Raw genomic sequence first — 15996 nt, forward strand, 5'->3', positions numbered from 1 at the left:
CGGAACGATGACACAAGAAGAAGATATTGCGGCAGAAGCCGCCGCCGAAACCAGTGGCCCGACGCATTCGGGCTTTGTCGCGCTGATCGGGCCGACCAATGCCGGCAAGTCGACGCTGGTGAATCGCCTCGTCGGCGCCAAGGTCTCGATCGTCAGCCACAAGGTGCAGACGACGCGCGCGATCGTCCGCGGCATCGCGATTCACGACAACGCCCAGATCGTCTTCATGGATACGCCCGGCATCTTCAAGCCGCGCCGCCGGCTCGACCGCGCCATGGTGACGTCGGCCTGGGGCGGCGCCAAGGATGCCGATCTGATCATGCTCCTGATCGACAGCGAGCGCGGCCTGCGTGGCGATGCCGAAGCCATCCTCGAAGGCCTCAAGGAGGTCCAGCAGCCCAAAATCCTGGTGCTCAACAAGATCGACCGCGTCAATCGCGAGGATCTGCTGGCGCTGGCTGCCGCTGCCAATGAGAAGATCGCCTTCGATCGCACCTTCATGATATCAGCCGAAAATGGCTCCGGCTGCGACGACGTTATGGACTATCTGGCGAACACACTTCCCGAAGGTCCCTGGTACTATCCGGAAGACCAGATTTCCGATCTGCCGATGCGCCAGCTTGCCGCCGAGATCACCCGCGAAAAGCTGTTTCTGCGTCTGCACCAGGAGCTTCCCTACTCATCGCATGTCGAAACGGAGAAGTGGGAAGAGCGCAAGGACGGCTCGGTGCGCATCGAGCAGGTGATCTATGTCGAGCGCGACAGCCAGAAGAAGATTGCCCTCGGCAAGGGCGGCGAAACCATCAAGGCGATCTCGACTGCCTCCCGCAAGGAATTGTCCGAGATTCTCGAGCAGCCGGTCCATCTCTTCCTGTTCGTCAAGGTTCGCGAGAATTGGGGCGACGATCCCGAACGGTTCCGTGAAATGGGTCTCGATTTCCCGAAATAGCCACGGCAAGGATTTCATCGGGCGGACGCCAGCCCCTTGTTTCCTTGGAAAAAACCCGCCCCGTTGCGGAACGAATCCAGCCTTTGCGCATTGCTTGCTCGACGGTGCGCCCAATGATGGGCCACCGGTTTGCGCGACCGCAGGGCAGGTATGACAACGTCGAAACCCATCCATTCTTTCAAGACGCCTTGCGAGCAATGTCCCTTGCGGCCGCTGCCGCATTTCAGGGAATTCAGCCGTGAGGAGCTGGAATTCGTCGCCCGGTTCAAGCGGGGCGAGCTTGCCGTCGATGCCGGCTCCACCATCCTCGTCGAGGGTGCGCACAGCGCTCATCTTTTCACGGTGCTCGCCGGCTGGGGCTTTCGCTACAAGATGCTGGAGGACGGGCGCCGCCAGATCCTCAACTATATCATGCCGGGTGATCTGATCGGCCTGCAGGGAACGATCGCCGGCGAGATGCAGCATTCCGTCGAAGCGCTTTCACCTGTTTCGCTCTGCGTCTTCGAGCGCGACAGGCTGATGACGCTTTATAACAAGCACCCCTCGCTCGCCTTCGACATTACCTGGATCGCCGCGCGCGAGGAGCGAATGCTGGACGAGCATCTCCTGAGCATCGGCCGTCGCACGGCGCTGGAAAGAGCGGCCTATCTGATTGCCTTCCTCTTCGAACGCGGCCGGCAGCTTAATCTCTTCAATGGCCGCAAATTCATCCCCATTACCCAGCAGCATATTGCCGACACCCTCGGTCTTTCCATCGTCCACACCAACAAGACCTTGAAGAAACTTGGCGAACGCGGGTTGATCCGCTGGCAGGAGCGAGGGTGCGAGGTGCTGAATGGCGAGGAATTGATGGCGATTGCCGGCTGGGAAGGGCTTGGAGAAGGCAAACGCCCATTCATCTAGCGCATGTCGCCCAAATTATGTGGGGGGCCTTACGATCGAAACACGCAGAAAACCAGAGACTTACAGTGCGGAAAGCGATCCGAGCGATCGCGACGCCTTAGCCGGCCCGTTTCGTTATGTCTTTTTTAAATGCGCAATATCGGCGGGGAAAATAAGGTCGGCTGTCGTCTTTCCTCCGATCCTGATTCTTATCGACCGGGCGGAAAAATGTTCTACTCAAGAAATGGTGGCGGAATTCACCGGATACAGGCCATGCGGATACCAGAGGGTAATGATGTTGGCGATACGGCCGGGGCACTGCTGCAAGCGCCCGTCGAAAGGCTTGGAATCATGAGCGCGCTCCGTGTTCTGGTTCTGGAAGACAGTCTGATCATCGCGATGGAGGCGGAAGATATTCTGCGCCTGGCCGGTGTTGAGAGCATCGATATCGTCGGCAGTCTTGAGCAGGCCAGAGCCGCAATCGCTGCGGAGACCTATGATTTCGCTCTCCTCGACGTCAATCTCGGCGAAGGCATGAGCTTCGGATTTGCCCGCCATCTTCTCGATGTCGGCATCCCTTTCGGTTTCGTCAGCGGCTATTCAGATCCCCGCGATTTCCCGTCCGACCTGCAGCACATACCGCTTCTGGTGAAGCCTTTCGACGAAAAGGCGATGGGAGAATTCCTGCAGAGACTTTTCCCGGCCGCAGCCTGACGCGGCCACGGCCGCAGCCTGACGCGGCCACGGCCGCAGCCTGACGGCGCGCACCGCTGCCAGAAGGGTTTCATGACATAAGGCAGCCCTTGCATTAGGATGGATTCGTCATCAGTAGGGACTTCTTTCGATGCAATGGCAGGATCATGCGATCATTCTGGGCGTCAAGCGCCACGGCGAGACGAGTGTCATCGCCGAGGTGATGACGCGCGATCGCGGCCGCCATCTCGGCATGGTGCGTTCCGGCCGCTCGCGCGCCATGCAGCCGGTGTTGCAGCCGGGTAATGCGGTTGAGGTCATCTGGCGTGCCCGGCTGGACGAACATCTCGGGGAATTCCGCATCGAGCCGGTGACGCTGCGAGCCGCCCGTCTGATGGAAACCGCGACGGCCGTCTACGGAGTCCAGGCGATGGGCGCGCTGTTGCGGCTGCTGCCGGAGCGTGATCCGCATCCGCATCTCTTCGATGCGCTCGAAGTCATTCTCGATCATCTGCACAATCCGGTTGATGCCGGCGAGCTTTTCGTGCGTTTCGAACTTGCGGTGCTAAACGATCTGGGCTTCGGTCTCGATCTTGCCGAATGCGCTGCGACGGGCGTCCGTTCCGATCTCGTCTATGTCTCGCCGAAATCCGGCCGCGCCGTCAGCCGCAGCGCCGGCGCCCCCTGGGCGGACAAGATGCTGCTCCTGCCGCCGTTCCTGGCCGCTGAAGGCAACCATGCGGCTGATTTCGACAGCCTTGCAGCCGCATTCCGTCTGACGGGATTCTTTCTGCATCGCCATGTCTGCGAGCCGCGCGGCATTGAGGCCTCCGCAGCTCGGGAAGGCTTCGTTCAGGCGGCGCTCAAGGCGCTTAATCCAGCCTCGCGGACGCTTTCCAGCACAAACGGCATGTCCGCCTGACATTTGTTTTTTACGGCTGCAAAACATCCTCCGGATTTGGCGGTTTACCCGCTGATGAGCGCTTCCTATGTCTTGGTGACTGCCAATCGAGGAGGACCTCATGCTGACCAAGCCCGCATCACCGACGACGATCACACTCTGGAACGGCCGCGAAATTCCGCGTCTCGGCATGGGATGCTGGGCGATCGGAGGCCCGTTCTTCGCCGGCGATACGCCGCTCGGCTGGGGCGATGTCGACGATAATGAATCGGTGGAAGCGATCAACCGCGCCATCGAGCTCGGCATCCGCTTCTTCGACACGGCCTCAAACTATGGCGCCGGTCATTCGGAAGAGGTGCTCGGCCGGGCGATCGGCAATCGTGACGATATCGCCATCGCCACCAAATTCGGCTTCGCCACCGATCCGGCAACGAAGCAGGCAATCGGCGCCTTCGCCGATGAGGCCTTCATCCGCCGCTCGGTCGAAACGTCGCTTCGCCGTCTCAAGCGAGACCGCCTCGATCTCCTCCAGTTCCACATCAACGACTTTCCGCTGGAGCAGTCGGATGCCGTCTTCGACGTGCTGGAGGCGCTACGCGCCGAAGGCAAGATCGATGCTTTCGGCTGGAGCACAGATCATCCGGATCGCGCCGCCCGTCATGTCGGCCGCCAGGGCTTCGTCTCGATACAGCATACGATGAACGTCTTCGATCCCGTGCCGGAAATGATCGGGCTGATCGAGAGGGAAGATCTGATCTCCATCAATCGTGGGCCGCTGGCGATGGGGCTGCTGACCGGCAAGTTCACCGCCGACAAGGCGGTGGGCGCGAGGGATGTCCGGGGCGCGGCGCTCGACTGGATGGTTTATTTCAAGGACGGGCGCATGGCGCCGGAATTTGCCGCGAGGCTCGACGCCGTCCGCGACCTTCTGAGGTCGGGCGGCCGCACGCTGACCCAGGGAGCGCTTGCATGGCTCTGGGCTCGCTCGCCGCACACCCTTCCGATTCCCGGGTTCCGCACCGTCGCTCAGGTGGAGGAAAACGCCGGCGCACTGGAAAAAGGACCGTTGTCGGTCGATGCCATGGCGGAGATCGACGCCGCGCTTGCCCGCGTCTGACGGTCTCAGGCTGCGGTGCGGCGTTTGAGCGCCCAGCCTTCCGGTCTCGCTTCGACGACACGGACCGCGTCTCCGATCGAGATCCTGCCGATGCCGCGCGGCGTTGTGTTCCAGCCGAAGAGCGGGCCGGGCACACGCCGGTCTGCCGACATGCGGATGCGGCCCATGGCCGGCATTGGGTTTGCCACATCCCGCGATCCGGTCAATTGGTCCTGCGTCGTCATGATGCAGCGGGAGCAGGGTTTGACGAGATCGAAGCGGATGCCGGAGATCTCGATTGCCGCCCAGCGGTCCTCGGGCCACGCCTCGTCGATATCGATGACGATGTTCGGGCGGAATCTTTCCATGCCGACGCTGCCTTCGCCGTGGGCGGCGAGATCGGTGTTCAAAGCCTTAAGCGATCCGGTCGTCGTGACCAGGATCTGGTAGCCGTCGGTAAAGCTGACGGGCGTGCCGTCTCCGGCCCATTCGGCATTCGCCGTCCGCCGTGCCTGCCCGTCGAAGAACACTAGCCGCACCTCGCGGCCGAGCCACTCCGAAAGCTGCCGATTGCTCTCTGCATCGGCAATGGCGGCGCTGACGGTCGATTTCCACACGGTCACGTCCATACGTGTTTCGGCCTGTGGCGGCGGCACCGAGATGTCAGGCTTTCCATGCATCAGCAGTCGGAAGGCGCCCGGCTCCGGCCGCACATCGATGCGCGCGAGATCCGGCAATTCGCGCTGGGTGATGAAATGCCCCTGCGCATCGGTAATCATCGCCCGCCGGTCGCCGGGAAGCCCATAGGCGTCTATGTCGGCGGCGGGCAGCGCAATGCCGCGGGCGCTCTTAAGAGGATAGATGAAGAGGTCGCTGATACGCATGCCATTCTCCTGAATTTCGTCCCCTAGATCTCGTCCATGAAGGCCGAGAGGAATTCGCGCAGGCTCTTATCGCGTGCCGCCGCCAGCCTGCGGCCGGTCTCAGTCTGGAATCCTTCCGCCAGTTTGAACAGCTTGGTCTGGAAGTGGTCAATGGCATAACGCTTGTCGTCGAGCGGACGGTTCTTCGCTGCCGGATCGAACGGATCATAGAGCCCCGATCCCAGTCGCCCGCCGATATAGAAGCAGCGTGCGGCGCCGACCATGCCGATTGCGTCGAGACGATCCGCATCCTGCAGGATTTTCGCCTCCAGCGTTCGCGGCGCCACCCCGGCCGAGAAGCTGTGCGCGGTAATGGCATGGGCCGCAGCTTCGATATCCTCGTTGCTCCAGCCGAGTTTCAACAGGATTGCCGATGCCTTCTCCGCCGCCAGCGCCGATGCCTGTGCCCGCAACGGTGAATTCTTCTCGACGGCGACACAATCGTGCAGAAGCACGGAAGCGGCGAGAACGCGCCTGTCTCCGCCTTCTCCGGCATGGATGCGCATGGCGTTCCTGAAGACGCGCAGGATATGGGCAAGGTCGTGCGAGCCATCGTCGCCTTCGGCCGCATGTGGGATCAGCGCCGCTGCGAGCGTTTCATGGGGAAAGAAAGCTTCGGCCTCGAACATTGCATCACCTGTCATTGGAAACCGGTCTACCGACAAAACATCGGCCCGAACGCGGATATGGCTCTTAAGATGCGGCAACGAAGGCCTGCAGAACTTGAAGCCGATTGTGTAGCGGCTTGCCGTGCGAGTCGCAATCGAGCGCGATCCGTACCTTCAATCCCGAGAAGGCCCGTCACGCACCGTCCTTCGGCGGCAGCGAGAGAAGATGGGGCACATCACGCGCGGGTCTCGGGGGGCTGATGTGGTAGCCTTGGATTTCGTCGCATTCCTCGCATTCGAGCAGCGCCAGCTGCGCGGCCGTTTCGACGCCCTCCACGGTGACGCGCATGCCGAGTGCGTCGCCGAGCAGGATGATCGCGTGCATGATCGCATGCGCCTCCTTGTTGTCGACGACGTCGTTGACGAAGGATTTGTCGATCTTGATCTTGTCGAAGGGAAAGCTCGAAAGATAGCTCAGCGAGGAATAGCCGGTCCCGAAATCGTCCATCGAGATGCGGATGCCGCGCTCCTTAAGCGCATGCAGGATCGGAAGCACCTCGTCGAGATTTTCCATCAGGACGCTCTCGGTGATTTCGAGCTCGAGCCGCGACGGCGTCAGCAAGGCGGCGGCAAGCGCCTCGCTGACGTCCTGCAGCAAGTCGCTGCCGCTGAACTGGATAGCTGAAACATTGACGGCGACCTTGATGTTTTCCGGCCATAGCGCTGCATCGTTGCAGGCGCGGTGCAGAACCCAGCGCCCGATATCGACGATGAGGCCGACCTCTTCCGCAAGCGGAATGAAATCCATTGGCGGCACGCGGCCGCGAATCGGGTGGTTCCAGCGGATCAGGGCTTCGAAGCCGCAGATGCGCCGCAGCGAAAGGTCGTAGAGCGGCTGGTAATGCAGCTCGAATTCCTCGTTCTCGACGGCGGCGCGGAGGTCGGCCTCAAGCGCGTGACGAAGTTGCATCTGCGCTTCCATCTCGCCGGTGAAGAAACGTTCGCGCTTGCGCCCGTCCGCCTTGGCGTGCGACAGCGCCACGGCAGCGTTCTTCAGCAGGATATCGGTTTCCTTGCCATCGTCCGGGGCGATTGCGATGCCCATGGAGACGCCGAGTTCCACCTCTTTCCCACCATGGAGGAATGGCTCGGAAAGCTCACGGCGGATCTGGTCGGCCAGCGCCGTCACGTTCCACGGCTGCTGCTTGCACGTCTGTAGAATGGCAAATTCGTCCGAACCAAGCCGCGCCAGGGTGTTCTCCGAGCCGGCCGATGCGCGGATGCGCTCGGCAACCTGCTGCAGGATCTTGTCGCCGACCGAAACGCCCATCGTGTTGTTGATCGATTTGAACCGGTCGAGATTGAGGTGCACGAGTGCTATCTGCTCATCCGGCTTCCGCTCGGCGAGTGCCGCATCGACCTGTTCGCGAAAATGGATGCGGTTCGGAAGTCCGGTCAGCGGATCGTGGTGGGCGAGATAGGTGATGCGCTCGGCCGCCTTTCGATCCTCGGTAATATCGGCGTGGATCGATATATTGCTGCCGTCGGAAAGGATGGTCACCATGCTCTGGATGATGCGGCCGTCCTCCATCAACCATTCGCGCTGGCGGAAACTGCCGCTTCTTGTGGTTGTCGGGAAGGGTTTCCTGCTCCGCCGGCGGGGCTTCGCACCAACGCTCTCCGTGCCGCGTATCTTCCCGATGAGATCGCCGATCGCAGCGCCTGGGAGGACATCTTCCCGTTTCAGGCCGAAGAGCTGACGGAAGCGGGTATTGGATAGGCTGAGCCGCTGGTCGGCGTCGAAGACGCTGAGGCCGAGCGGCAGATTGTTGAGAACGATCTCGAAGAGTTTCTTCTGCTCGTCGAATGCCTGGTTGACGGCGGAGACGTTGCCTCTCAACGCATGATTTTCCCTCAGCAGCGTTTCTGAGCTTCTTTCGATTTCGTCATAGTCGCTTTCGTAGCCGCGATAGGTCGCGATCACCAGCTCCATGAGACGCTCGGCATCGATTGATCCGTCGTCGCTAACCGCCTGGTTGCATTGCTGCCAGAAGAGAGCTTGGGCCTTCATACCGGCGCGTCTTCCAGGATAGCCGCGACGGCAGAAGGTGTCTTTTGATGAACGTGCCTCATCGTGACGGACATGGAAATCCTTTCAAAACGCATGCAGAAATTGCTTTTCAAGAGGCTGAACTATCTGGTGATAATTCGCAGAGCCCATTTTGTATGGGCCGAATTAATATTCGGTTGCAGCGCAGCGGTGATTACGCGTCGTTATAGGTTTGTTTTATATGTGTAAAATCGCTGAAATACTGGTTGGCGTTCTCTGGACGACACGCGCCGAAGGCTGAGTGAGGCGCGTTCCGTTACCCTTTGTCAATCATCGTTAATGGGAAGTTAACAACTAATTGACGCACTGCGCAAATCAGTTTAACCAGCGATTCAACACCTGATTTCTCACCTTCGTATTGCGTACAAACATCACCGGCAAAAGGCGGTGGATGGAGGTTTGTATGACCCGCACCACATCCGTTTCAAACACTTCATACGCGTATCTGGCAACACTGTCGCGGCTCGATTCCAACGGCGACGGCGTACTCAGTCGCGGTGAACGCGCTGCCGATGAGAGGCCTGGCATCATCAAGGAATTGTTGGATGACGACAATGCCAGCGACGCGACGCAGCCGAAATTCTCCGGCGGTCTTGTTGCATTGATGATGGATACACGTAACGGCGGCACGGCAAACAGCATCGCCGTTCCCTACCCGTTGCAACAGACCGCGCCGACATCAGGCGATCGATCGGACGATCTCTACCGCAATACCTACGGCCAATTCGATTTCGACGCCGTCGCCTAAGCGGCGTTTCGATCCGGGCGATCCGCAAGCCGGCCGTTTGGCCGGCTTTTCTCGTTCGATATTGGAATGATTTTCGGCGAGGTTATGCGCTCCGGAGCGCGCTGTCGCAGGCTCGATGCGCTTCCAGTCAGGAACACCTTCCGGGCTGATACGTTCAAGAGGACAACCGGACGGAAGGAGATCTCCATGAAAGCCATGTGCACCATCGCCGCCCTGAGCCTGCTTGCGGCTGCGTTTCCGGCAGGCGCCCAGGACAAGCAGACGGCGGTCGCCAATTTCGTCGACAAGGACGGCAAGGAAGACGGCCGGGCGCAGCTGACAGCTGCGGCAAACGGCGGCGTTCTGATCGAAGTCGAGATATCGGGACTACCGGCGAACAAATGGGTGGCCTTCCATGTTCACGAGACCGGCCGTTGCGACGCTGCGAGCCATCATGAATCGGCGGGCGGTCATTTCAATCCCGAGAAGGCAGAACACGGAATTCTCGCCGCCAAGGGGCCGCACCCCGGCGACATGCCCAACCAATATGTCGGACAGGATGGCATGCTGAGGGCGCAGATTTTCGATACCATGGTGACGCTCGACGGCAAGACCGATGGCATCCGCGGCCGCGCATTGATGGTGCACGCCAATTCGGATGACTATCGCAGCCAGCCGTCAGGTGATGCCGGCGAAAGACTTGCCTGTGGGGTGATCCAGTAGGCCAGTCTCATTGCCGCGTCTGCGCCGGTTTTTCGGTCGATGGCCTGCCGTTGGATTTCTTGGCCGGCGGGGCGTCTGTGTCGTTTGCCGCCGCGGCTGGATTGTAGGTGACCTGCGGATAGGGAATGGTAATGCCTTTGTCATCGAAGGCGAATTTTGCGCGCTTCACCATGTCTCGGCTGGCCTGCCACCAATCGGCTGTCTTCGCCCAATAGCGCAGGGTCACGAAGATTGCGCAATCGCCGAGACTGTCGATGAAAACGCTTGGCGCCGGTGACGACAGGACTCGGGAATCGGCTTTGGCAAGGCCCATCAGCGTCTCCATCGCCAGATCGAGATCATCCTCATAAGCGATGCCGATCTTCAGGTCGTTCTGCCGCGTGGCCTCGCGGCTGTAATTGGTAATCGGCGTATTCCAGAGCGTCGAATTCGGCGCCAATCGATAGAGACCGTCGCCGGTTCTGAGTTCCGTCGCAAACAATCCGATCTCGCGTACCGTGCCGGCAACGCTGCTGGTCTCGATATATTCGCCGACGCGGAATGGCCTTAGGATCAGGAGCATGATGCCGGCTGCGATATTCTGCAGCGTTCCTTGCAGCGCCAGTCCGATCGCCAGGCCTGCCGCGCCGAGTGCGGCGATGATCGAGGCTGTCTGCACGCCGAATTGGCCGAGCACGGTAATGAACACCAGAATGAGCAGCGCATAGCGCAGCATATTGGTGAAGAACCGCGCCAGCGTTTCGTCGATGCCATGGATGCGCGATAGGCCTTCATAGGCCCAGCGGCTGGCAAAGCCGGCCAGCGCCCAGCCCACGACGAGCAGGATAACGGCCCCGAGGATGGAGAAGGAATATTGCACGGCAAGCGCGCTTGCCTGGCTGAGCGCAGTGCGCGTGGCGAGGAGGACACCGGTTGCCTGCTGTTCCATGAGCTGACCCTGCTGTTTTTGCGTCGAGGGCTAGATGGAGCAGGTGGCGGCAGGGTCAACCGTCGGAAATGTCCCGAATCGCCAGCACGAAAGGTGCATTGCCATCGGCATCCGCACCGCGCCCGATTGTCCGCACGGCCGCAATCAGCCGGCCGTTGCGGCCAAGCAGTGCGTCGCCGATCTCGACAAGACGCGCATTCGGTGTCGCGAAGGGCGAGGCGACCCGCAGCCGTTGCGCCAGTGCTTCTTCGCTCTGATCCGGTGCGAGTGAAAGTGCTGCGATCAGGGCGGCCGCCGGCGATCGTGATACGCCCATCCAGCAATGAATGAGCAGCGGTGTCTCCTGCCGCCACGAAGCGGCAAAGTCGATAATCCCGCGGACATGCGTCTCGTCAGGCGCGACGAGACCACCGGTGCCCTTGAAGGTGATATCGTTCATTGCCAACATCAGATGACGGTCGGCCGCGATCACGCCCGGCCGGTGAAAGGCCTGTTCTTTGGCGATCAGGCTGATCATGTCGCGCGCCTTATGGCGCACCGCCATTTCGGCGATACGCGCCAGCGGCGAGACGATGATGAAGGTCACGGTCGTATCCCCCGCGCGGCGTCGATCGCCGCGAAGCGTTCGCAGAACAGCCGCTGTGCCTCCAGGGCGGGCAGGGGCTCGATCATCAGCATGTCCTTGTTGATGCCGCGTGGCTGGCCGAAGAATTTCTGCGCCTCGGCGGGCGTGAAGCCGGCGAGCACGGTTGCCTCGAAATAGGCGGCGATCGTGTCGGCCTTCTTGATCCGTTCCTTGAGGTCGCGCGAGGGATGCGGCGGCAGGCCGAAACGCAGGTGCACGGCGGCCTCCAGCCGCGTTTCCACCGTCTTGTACCCGCCGCCGACCACCGATTTGAACGGCGATATCATGTCGCCGATGACATATTCCGGCGCGTCGTGCAGCAGCGCCATCAGGCATTCCTCGGGCCGCGGATCGTTGAAGCGGCGAAAAATTTCCTCGACGACAAGACTGTGCTGCGCCACCGAAAAGGCATGGTCGCCTGATGTCTGGCCGTTCCAGCGGGCAACGCGCGCAAGCCCGTGGGCGATGTCGGCGAGTTCGACATCGAGCGGCGAAGGGTCGAGCAGGTCGAGCCTGCGCCCGGACAGCATGCGTTGCCAGGCGCGCGGAGCTTTCGCCGTTGTCACGCGCTGGCCTCGTCAGCGCTGGTGGGAAAGACAAGGCCGGACCATCCCGGCAGGGCAAGGGAAACCGGCGTTTCGCCGGCGAGCAGTGGTGTATCCGCCGCCATCGCGGCGCCGGCGCGGTCGATGCGCACGATCGCAAGTCCGCTGCCGCCATCGACCGAACCGAGCGTTCCCACAGGTTTTCCCCCAGCAGTGATCTCAGTTCCCGTCGCCGGCAAAGCCGTTGTCGAGGATACCGTAACGACGCGCCGGCGCGCAGTGCCCCGGTGCTGCATGCGCGAGACGACCTCCTGGCCGACATAACAACCCTTCCTGAAGGAGAGGCCGCCGTTCAGGTCCATCAGCACGTCATGCGGAAAGGCGTCCTGCAGGGTAAAGTCCGGTCCCGATACCACGATGCCGAGGCTGATGCGCAGTGCGTCGTAGAGCGTCTCCGCGTCGTTGCCGTATCTTCCTGCCCGACGGGTCAGCGTAACGCCCGCCTTGGCGAAACGGCTGTCCCGGACGCCTTGGCTGTCCCGGGCGTCGTCGGCTCCCCCGCCCCAGGAAACGGTAACACCCTCTTCGGCATGCTGCGCAAGAGTGACGGCAGCACGCAATTTGTACATCGTCAGCCGTTTCAGCAGGCCATCACGCTGGCCGGCATCCGTTTCAATCGTGTAGCCGTCGCCGTCCTGCCAGATCATGAAGTCGAACAGGATCTTGCCTTGCGGCGTCAGCAGCGCTCCGGGCCGAGCCTCGCCGGGCTCGAGCGAAACGATATCGGTTGTGATCAGGTTCTGAAGGAAGGACTGGGCTTCCGTGCCGCTGACAAAGAGCAGCGAGCGATCTTTCAGGAATACGTCTGGCATGGCGGAACCCGTCGCGTTGGTTATCGCTCAGAGGTATGTCTTTGCAGGATGGATCGCAAGCGCCACACAGCATGCAAAAGGCGCAAGCGAGATCGGCGTCAGTCGCCAGCGGTGAAGAATTTCCACTTGCCGTCAGGCGTGATGCCAACGCGGTAGAAATTATACCCGCCGAATTCCTGCATGTCGGAAAGATCGCCTGCCGTAACGATGCGCAGCAGCTCGACGCGCTCCGGCGGCGTCAGCGACTTGAGATCCTTTTCGGCAAAATAGGGCCAGACATACATGTCATCGGGGGTGCCCTGGCCGACATGCACGAAGCCTGTCGAGACGATGTCGAGCATGATGGCGAGAATCTCGTCTCCATCGGGGTCGCCGGAGAGATCCTTGAGGGTCCCAATCGGATCTTCGGTCGGCTCGCCCACAGTGACCTGCGTCTGGTCCGCGCCGGTGCCCATCAAGGGCCGCAGCCGCTCGAGATCGCCGGAGGCGGCCGCTTCGACGATCTGCTCGCGCATCTTGCGAACCGGTTCGGGCGCCTTGCTAATATCGTAGATTACCTCGACGGGCTTGGAATTATCCTGAGCACCCGGCGTCTTGTCGACACCCTGGTTGTTCTGGCTTTTGACCAGCGGATCGGCCATGGGAACGCCGGAAGCGGCTCCGCCTTGCGGCTGGCTCTGCCCTTGAGTGTTCCCCGGTGCAGCCGGAGTGTCGTTGGCCGCCTGGCCGGGGATCTTGTGCAGTTCGGAAAGCGCGTATGCTGCAGGCGCCAAGAAAACATTACCGGCGGCAAGGCTGACCGCAAGCAGCACCGGCGCGAGCGGAATTCGCGAAACTTTCTCTTTACCGGTGCGCATCGAACTCTCTGATATTGGTTATTGCAGGGTGCGGTTGGCGGAGAATTCGCCGGCAAGCATGCGGTCGCGCAGCGAATCGAGCAGGGCTTCGGCGCTGCTCTCCCCATGCAGTCTGATCGTCTCGCGCAACGCATGCGCAATGGCGGCATCGGCAATGATTTCAGGCTCGATTCCGTCGGCCATGCCGTCGGCCCAAGCCTCGTTCTGGTACTCCAGAGCCGCCTGCATCTTCTCGTGGACGATCATGTCGTCGATGTCGTTGAGGCTTGCTTCCATTGTCTTTTCCTCAGAACTTCTCATGTCTTACTGCACCGTTAACAACACTAACAGCCTTTTCCCAAAACGACACGTCCGCATGCGAAAACAGGTTAATTATACGTTAATTTCCAAAGCGCGAAGTAATTTCTGTGGCGAGTGTTGCACCTTCGTTACGGTAGCGCTCTTCTGCCACGATGGCCGCCGCGGTGCAATCCGTATAGACCGAGGCAAAGGCGCGATAGCCGCGATTGAAGGCTGCAGTGAGCTTTTCCTTGCGCTGCGGCTCGTTGCCGGTCTCCGAATCGAGCAGTTGCTGCATGCCCTTTCGCCACTCGTCACCGTCAGGCGCCTTGCAAAGTATCCTCAGATAATGAACCGAACCCAGTACCTCGGCGAGCCTCGCCAGCTTGTCGTCGTAGGGCACGATTACGGCAGCCGGTGGCTGAGTTTCCTCCACCGGCGGAGGCGCCGCATTCTTGCCTTGGGCCAGCGTGGGGCCGGCCAGGACGAGCAGGGACAGGAAAACGCGCCGAACGGGAATCATGTTCCTAGTTGATACGCTGAGCATGACAGCAACAAGGCACCCTGCCAAATTTCCACTTCTATTCGCCGCTCGCCAGTCGCTCCGCGCATTCGAGCACGCTCTGCGGCACCGGCAGTCTGCGGATTTCCTCCAGCGTATACCAGCCGAGGGCGGCGGCATCGTCGGCAGCCTCTGCCTCTGCATCCCTATCCGCGTCGACGCAAAAGACCGACAGCAGGAAATGACTGCTGACGCTGCCGTCGGCAGCGTGAGTCTTCAGGTCATATGTCGAAAACAAACGCGGATTGCGTACCGAGATACCCGTTTCCTCATGGAATTCCCGCAGCGCCGTCTGCTCCGGCGTCTCGCCCGGCTCGGCCCGCCCTCCCGGAAAGGCATACATGTCGGCGGAAGGCGGATTGCGCCGCAACACCAGAAGGAATCGTCCGTCGCGTTCGAGAATGGCTGAGGAGGCGGCTTTGGCGGTGAAGGTCATAAGGTTGCTCTTGCGCTGATCGCCCATCCTATCCGATGAGCCGATATTTGCATGCCACCGCTGCTTTGCTTCCCCAGTTTTCGTGAGGATAGTGATGGCGGGGATTCGAAAGGTGCTTCCGTGACCTACATCGTCTACGCCTTCGCCGCGATCTTCGAGATCGCCGGCTGCTTTGCCTTCTGGGCGTGGCTGAAGCTCGAAAAGCCGATCTGGTGGCTGGCGCCGGGCATGGTCTCGCTCGCGCTTTTTGCCTGGCTTTTGACGCTGACGCCGAGCGAGGCCGCCGGTCGCACTTACGCCGCCTATGGCGGCATCTACATCGTCGCTTCGCTGCTTTGGCTCTGGCTCATCGAAGCCCGCACGCCGGACCGTTACGATATCGGCGGCGCCTTGATCTGCCTCGCCGGCGCCAGCCTCATCCTGTTCGCACCGAGAGGCTGAGGCGGCTTGACCGGGTAGGCGTCGGGTGCAAAGACAGGCCGATGTGTGGACGTTTCGCCCTGACAAGCCCCATTGCCGACCTGCGCGACTTCTTCTCCGGTCTCGATCTCGATGATTTTCCGGCGCGCTACAACATCGCGCCGACGCAACCGATCCTCGTCGTTATTTCGGGCGAGGGCAGGGAGCAAGGCAGCAACCTGCCTGATCGCCGCGCCGTACTCGTGCGTTGGGGGCTGACGCCCGCCTGGGTCAAGGACCCGAAAGATTTCCCATTGCTGATCAACGCCCGTGCCGAGACCGCAATCGGCAAAGCGTCCTTCCGCGCGGCGATGCGCCATCGCCGCGTGCTGATCCCGGCCTCCGGCTTTTATGAATGGCATCGCCCTTCCAAGGAAAGCGGGGAGAGGCCGCAAGCCTATTGGATCAGGCCGCGTCGGGGCGGGGTCGTTGCCTTTGCCGGGCTGATGGAGACATGGTCCTCGGCCGACGGTTCCGAGGTCGATACCGGCGCGATCCTGACGACCGCGGCCAATTCCGGCATTTCAGCGATCCACGATCGCATGCCCGTCGTCATCAAGCCGGAGGATTTCACGCGCTGGCTCGATTGCAAGACGCAGGAACCGCGCGAGGTAGCTGACCTTATGCGGCCCGTGCAGGACGATTTTTTCGAGGCGGTGCCGGTTTCCGACAAGGTCAACAAGGTTGCCAATATGGGACCCGACCTGCAGGAGCCGGTCACCATCGAAAAGCCGCTCAAGGCGCCGGAAAAGCAAAGGCCCGATGACGGCCAGCTCAGCTTCTTCTGAAGGTATCGGCCCGCTGATGCCGGCCACGTCTAG

General features: G+C 61.2%; 19 protein-coding genes and 1 pseudogene. 9 read left to right on the forward strand and 11 right to left on the reverse strand.

Annotated elements, in window-relative coordinates:
• Window positions 1-7 precede the first annotated feature (7 nt).
• From era to NE852_RS07085, 5 genes and pseudogenes are all read left to right on the forward strand, one after another.
• Complete coding sequence (gene era / locus NE852_RS07065; RefSeq protein ID WP_008522508.1) at window positions 8-949, forward strand: GTPase Era; 942 nt, start codon at window positions 8-10, stop codon at window positions 947-949.
• Between the two features lie 150 nt (window positions 950-1099).
• Window positions 1100-1852, forward strand: coding sequence for a Crp/Fnr family transcriptional regulator (locus NE852_RS07070; protein ID WP_008522507.1), 753 nt, complete (start codon window positions 1100-1102; stop codon window positions 1850-1852).
• Between the two features lie 223 nt (window positions 1853-2075).
• Window positions 2076-2545, forward strand: a pseudogene (locus tag NE852_RS07075) (hypothetical protein).
• A 130-nt stretch (window positions 2546-2675) separates the two neighbouring features.
• Window positions 2676-3446, forward strand: coding sequence for a DNA repair protein RecO (gene recO, locus NE852_RS07080; protein ID WP_008522501.1), 771 nt, complete (start codon window positions 2676-2678; stop codon window positions 3444-3446).
• 100 nt (window positions 3447-3546) lie between these two features.
• Window positions 3547-4542 (forward strand): aldo/keto reductase, encoded by a 996-nt coding sequence (locus NE852_RS07085; RefSeq protein WP_258156341.1) that lies wholly within the window; start codon window positions 3547-3549, stop codon window positions 4540-4542.
• Between the two features lie 5 nt (window positions 4543-4547).
• Here the strand turns inward: NE852_RS07085 and NE852_RS07090 are convergent, their stop codons facing one another.
• From NE852_RS07090 to NE852_RS07100, 3 genes are all read right to left on the reverse strand, one after another.
• Window positions 4548-5405 (reverse strand): MOSC domain-containing protein, encoded by an 858-nt coding sequence (locus tag NE852_RS07090; RefSeq protein ID WP_008522488.1) that lies wholly within the window; start codon window positions 5403-5405, stop codon window positions 4548-4550.
• A 23-nt stretch (window positions 5406-5428) separates the two neighbouring features.
• On the reverse strand, window positions 5429-6073 hold the full coding sequence (locus tag NE852_RS07095) for an HD domain-containing protein (RefSeq protein WP_008522486.1): 645 nt from the start codon (window positions 6071-6073) through the stop codon (window positions 5429-5431).
• Between the two features lie 172 nt (window positions 6074-6245).
• Complete coding sequence (locus NE852_RS07100; protein WP_008522484.1) at window positions 6246-8123, reverse strand: bifunctional diguanylate cyclase/phosphodiesterase; 1878 nt, start codon at window positions 8121-8123, stop codon at window positions 6246-6248.
• A 442-nt stretch (window positions 8124-8565) separates the two neighbouring features.
• On the opposite strand from NE852_RS07100, the gene NE852_RS07105 reads away from it, so the two are divergent.
• Both NE852_RS07105 and NE852_RS07110 read left to right on the forward strand, forming a co-directional pair.
• Window positions 8566-8910, forward strand: a complete 345-nt coding sequence (locus NE852_RS07105) for a hypothetical protein (protein ID WP_008522482.1) — start codon at window positions 8566-8568, stop codon at window positions 8908-8910.
• Between the two features lie 186 nt (window positions 8911-9096).
• Complete coding sequence (locus tag NE852_RS07110; protein ID WP_008522480.1) at window positions 9097-9612, forward strand: superoxide dismutase family protein; 516 nt, start codon at window positions 9097-9099, stop codon at window positions 9610-9612.
• A gap of 7 nt (window positions 9613-9619) precedes the next feature.
• On the opposite strand, the gene NE852_RS07115 is transcribed toward NE852_RS07110, so the two are convergent.
• The 8 genes from NE852_RS07115 to NE852_RS07150 form a co-directional block, all read right to left on the reverse strand.
• Window positions 9620-10540, reverse strand: a complete 921-nt coding sequence (locus tag NE852_RS07115; RefSeq protein WP_008522479.1) for a mechanosensitive ion channel family protein — start codon at window positions 10538-10540, stop codon at window positions 9620-9622.
• A 55-nt stretch (window positions 10541-10595) separates the two neighbouring features.
• Entirely contained in the window at window positions 10596-11126 is a 531-nt protein-coding gene (locus NE852_RS07120) for a tyrosine phosphatase family protein (RefSeq protein ID WP_008522476.1), read from the reverse strand.
• Window positions 11123-11731: an HD family hydrolase gene (locus NE852_RS07125; protein WP_008522474.1), complete on the reverse strand. Its 609-nt coding sequence runs from the start codon at window positions 11729-11731 to the stop codon at window positions 11123-11125. Before NE852_RS07125 ends, NE852_RS07120 begins: the two co-directional genes overlap by 4 nt.
• A complete protein-coding gene (locus NE852_RS07130) occupies window positions 11728-12582 on the reverse strand; it encodes a folate-binding protein YgfZ (RefSeq protein WP_008522472.1) in 855 nt (284 codons plus the stop codon). The genes NE852_RS07125 and NE852_RS07130 overlap by 4 nt, the downstream gene beginning before the upstream one ends.
• Before the next feature lie 98 nt (window positions 12583-12680).
• Window positions 12681-13439 carry a hypothetical protein gene (locus NE852_RS07135; protein ID WP_008522470.1) on the reverse strand — a complete coding sequence of 253 codons (759 nt, stop codon included), beginning with the start codon at window positions 13437-13439 and terminating at the stop codon, window positions 12681-12683.
• A gap of 18 nt (window positions 13440-13457) precedes the next feature.
• Window positions 13458-13715, reverse strand: coding sequence for a hypothetical protein (locus NE852_RS07140; RefSeq protein WP_008522468.1), 258 nt, complete (start codon window positions 13713-13715; stop codon window positions 13458-13460).
• A 103-nt stretch (window positions 13716-13818) separates the two neighbouring features.
• A complete protein-coding gene (locus NE852_RS07145; RefSeq protein WP_037170580.1) occupies window positions 13819-14265 on the reverse strand; it encodes a TIGR02301 family protein in 447 nt (148 codons plus the stop codon).
• Between the two features lie 34 nt (window positions 14266-14299).
• Entirely contained in the window at window positions 14300-14716 is a 417-nt protein-coding gene (locus tag NE852_RS07150) for an NUDIX hydrolase (RefSeq protein ID WP_037170581.1), read from the reverse strand.
• A gap of 120 nt (window positions 14717-14836) precedes the next feature.
• On the opposite strand from NE852_RS07150, the gene NE852_RS07155 reads away from it, so the two are divergent.
• Both NE852_RS07155 and NE852_RS07160 read left to right on the forward strand, forming a co-directional pair.
• A complete protein-coding gene (locus NE852_RS07155; RefSeq protein WP_008522462.1) occupies window positions 14837-15157 on the forward strand; it encodes a YnfA family protein in 321 nt (106 codons plus the stop codon).
• Window positions 15158-15198: 41 nt separating this feature from the next.
• Window positions 15199-15963 (forward strand): SOS response-associated peptidase, encoded by a 765-nt coding sequence (locus NE852_RS07160; protein ID WP_008522460.1) that lies wholly within the window; start codon window positions 15199-15201, stop codon window positions 15961-15963.
• Window positions 15964-15996 lie beyond the last annotated feature (33 nt).

Origin of the sequence: Rhizobium sp. Pop5, assembly GCF_024721175.1 — a bacterium.
Classification (GTDB): domain Bacteria; phylum Pseudomonadota; class Alphaproteobacteria; order Rhizobiales; family Rhizobiaceae; genus Rhizobium.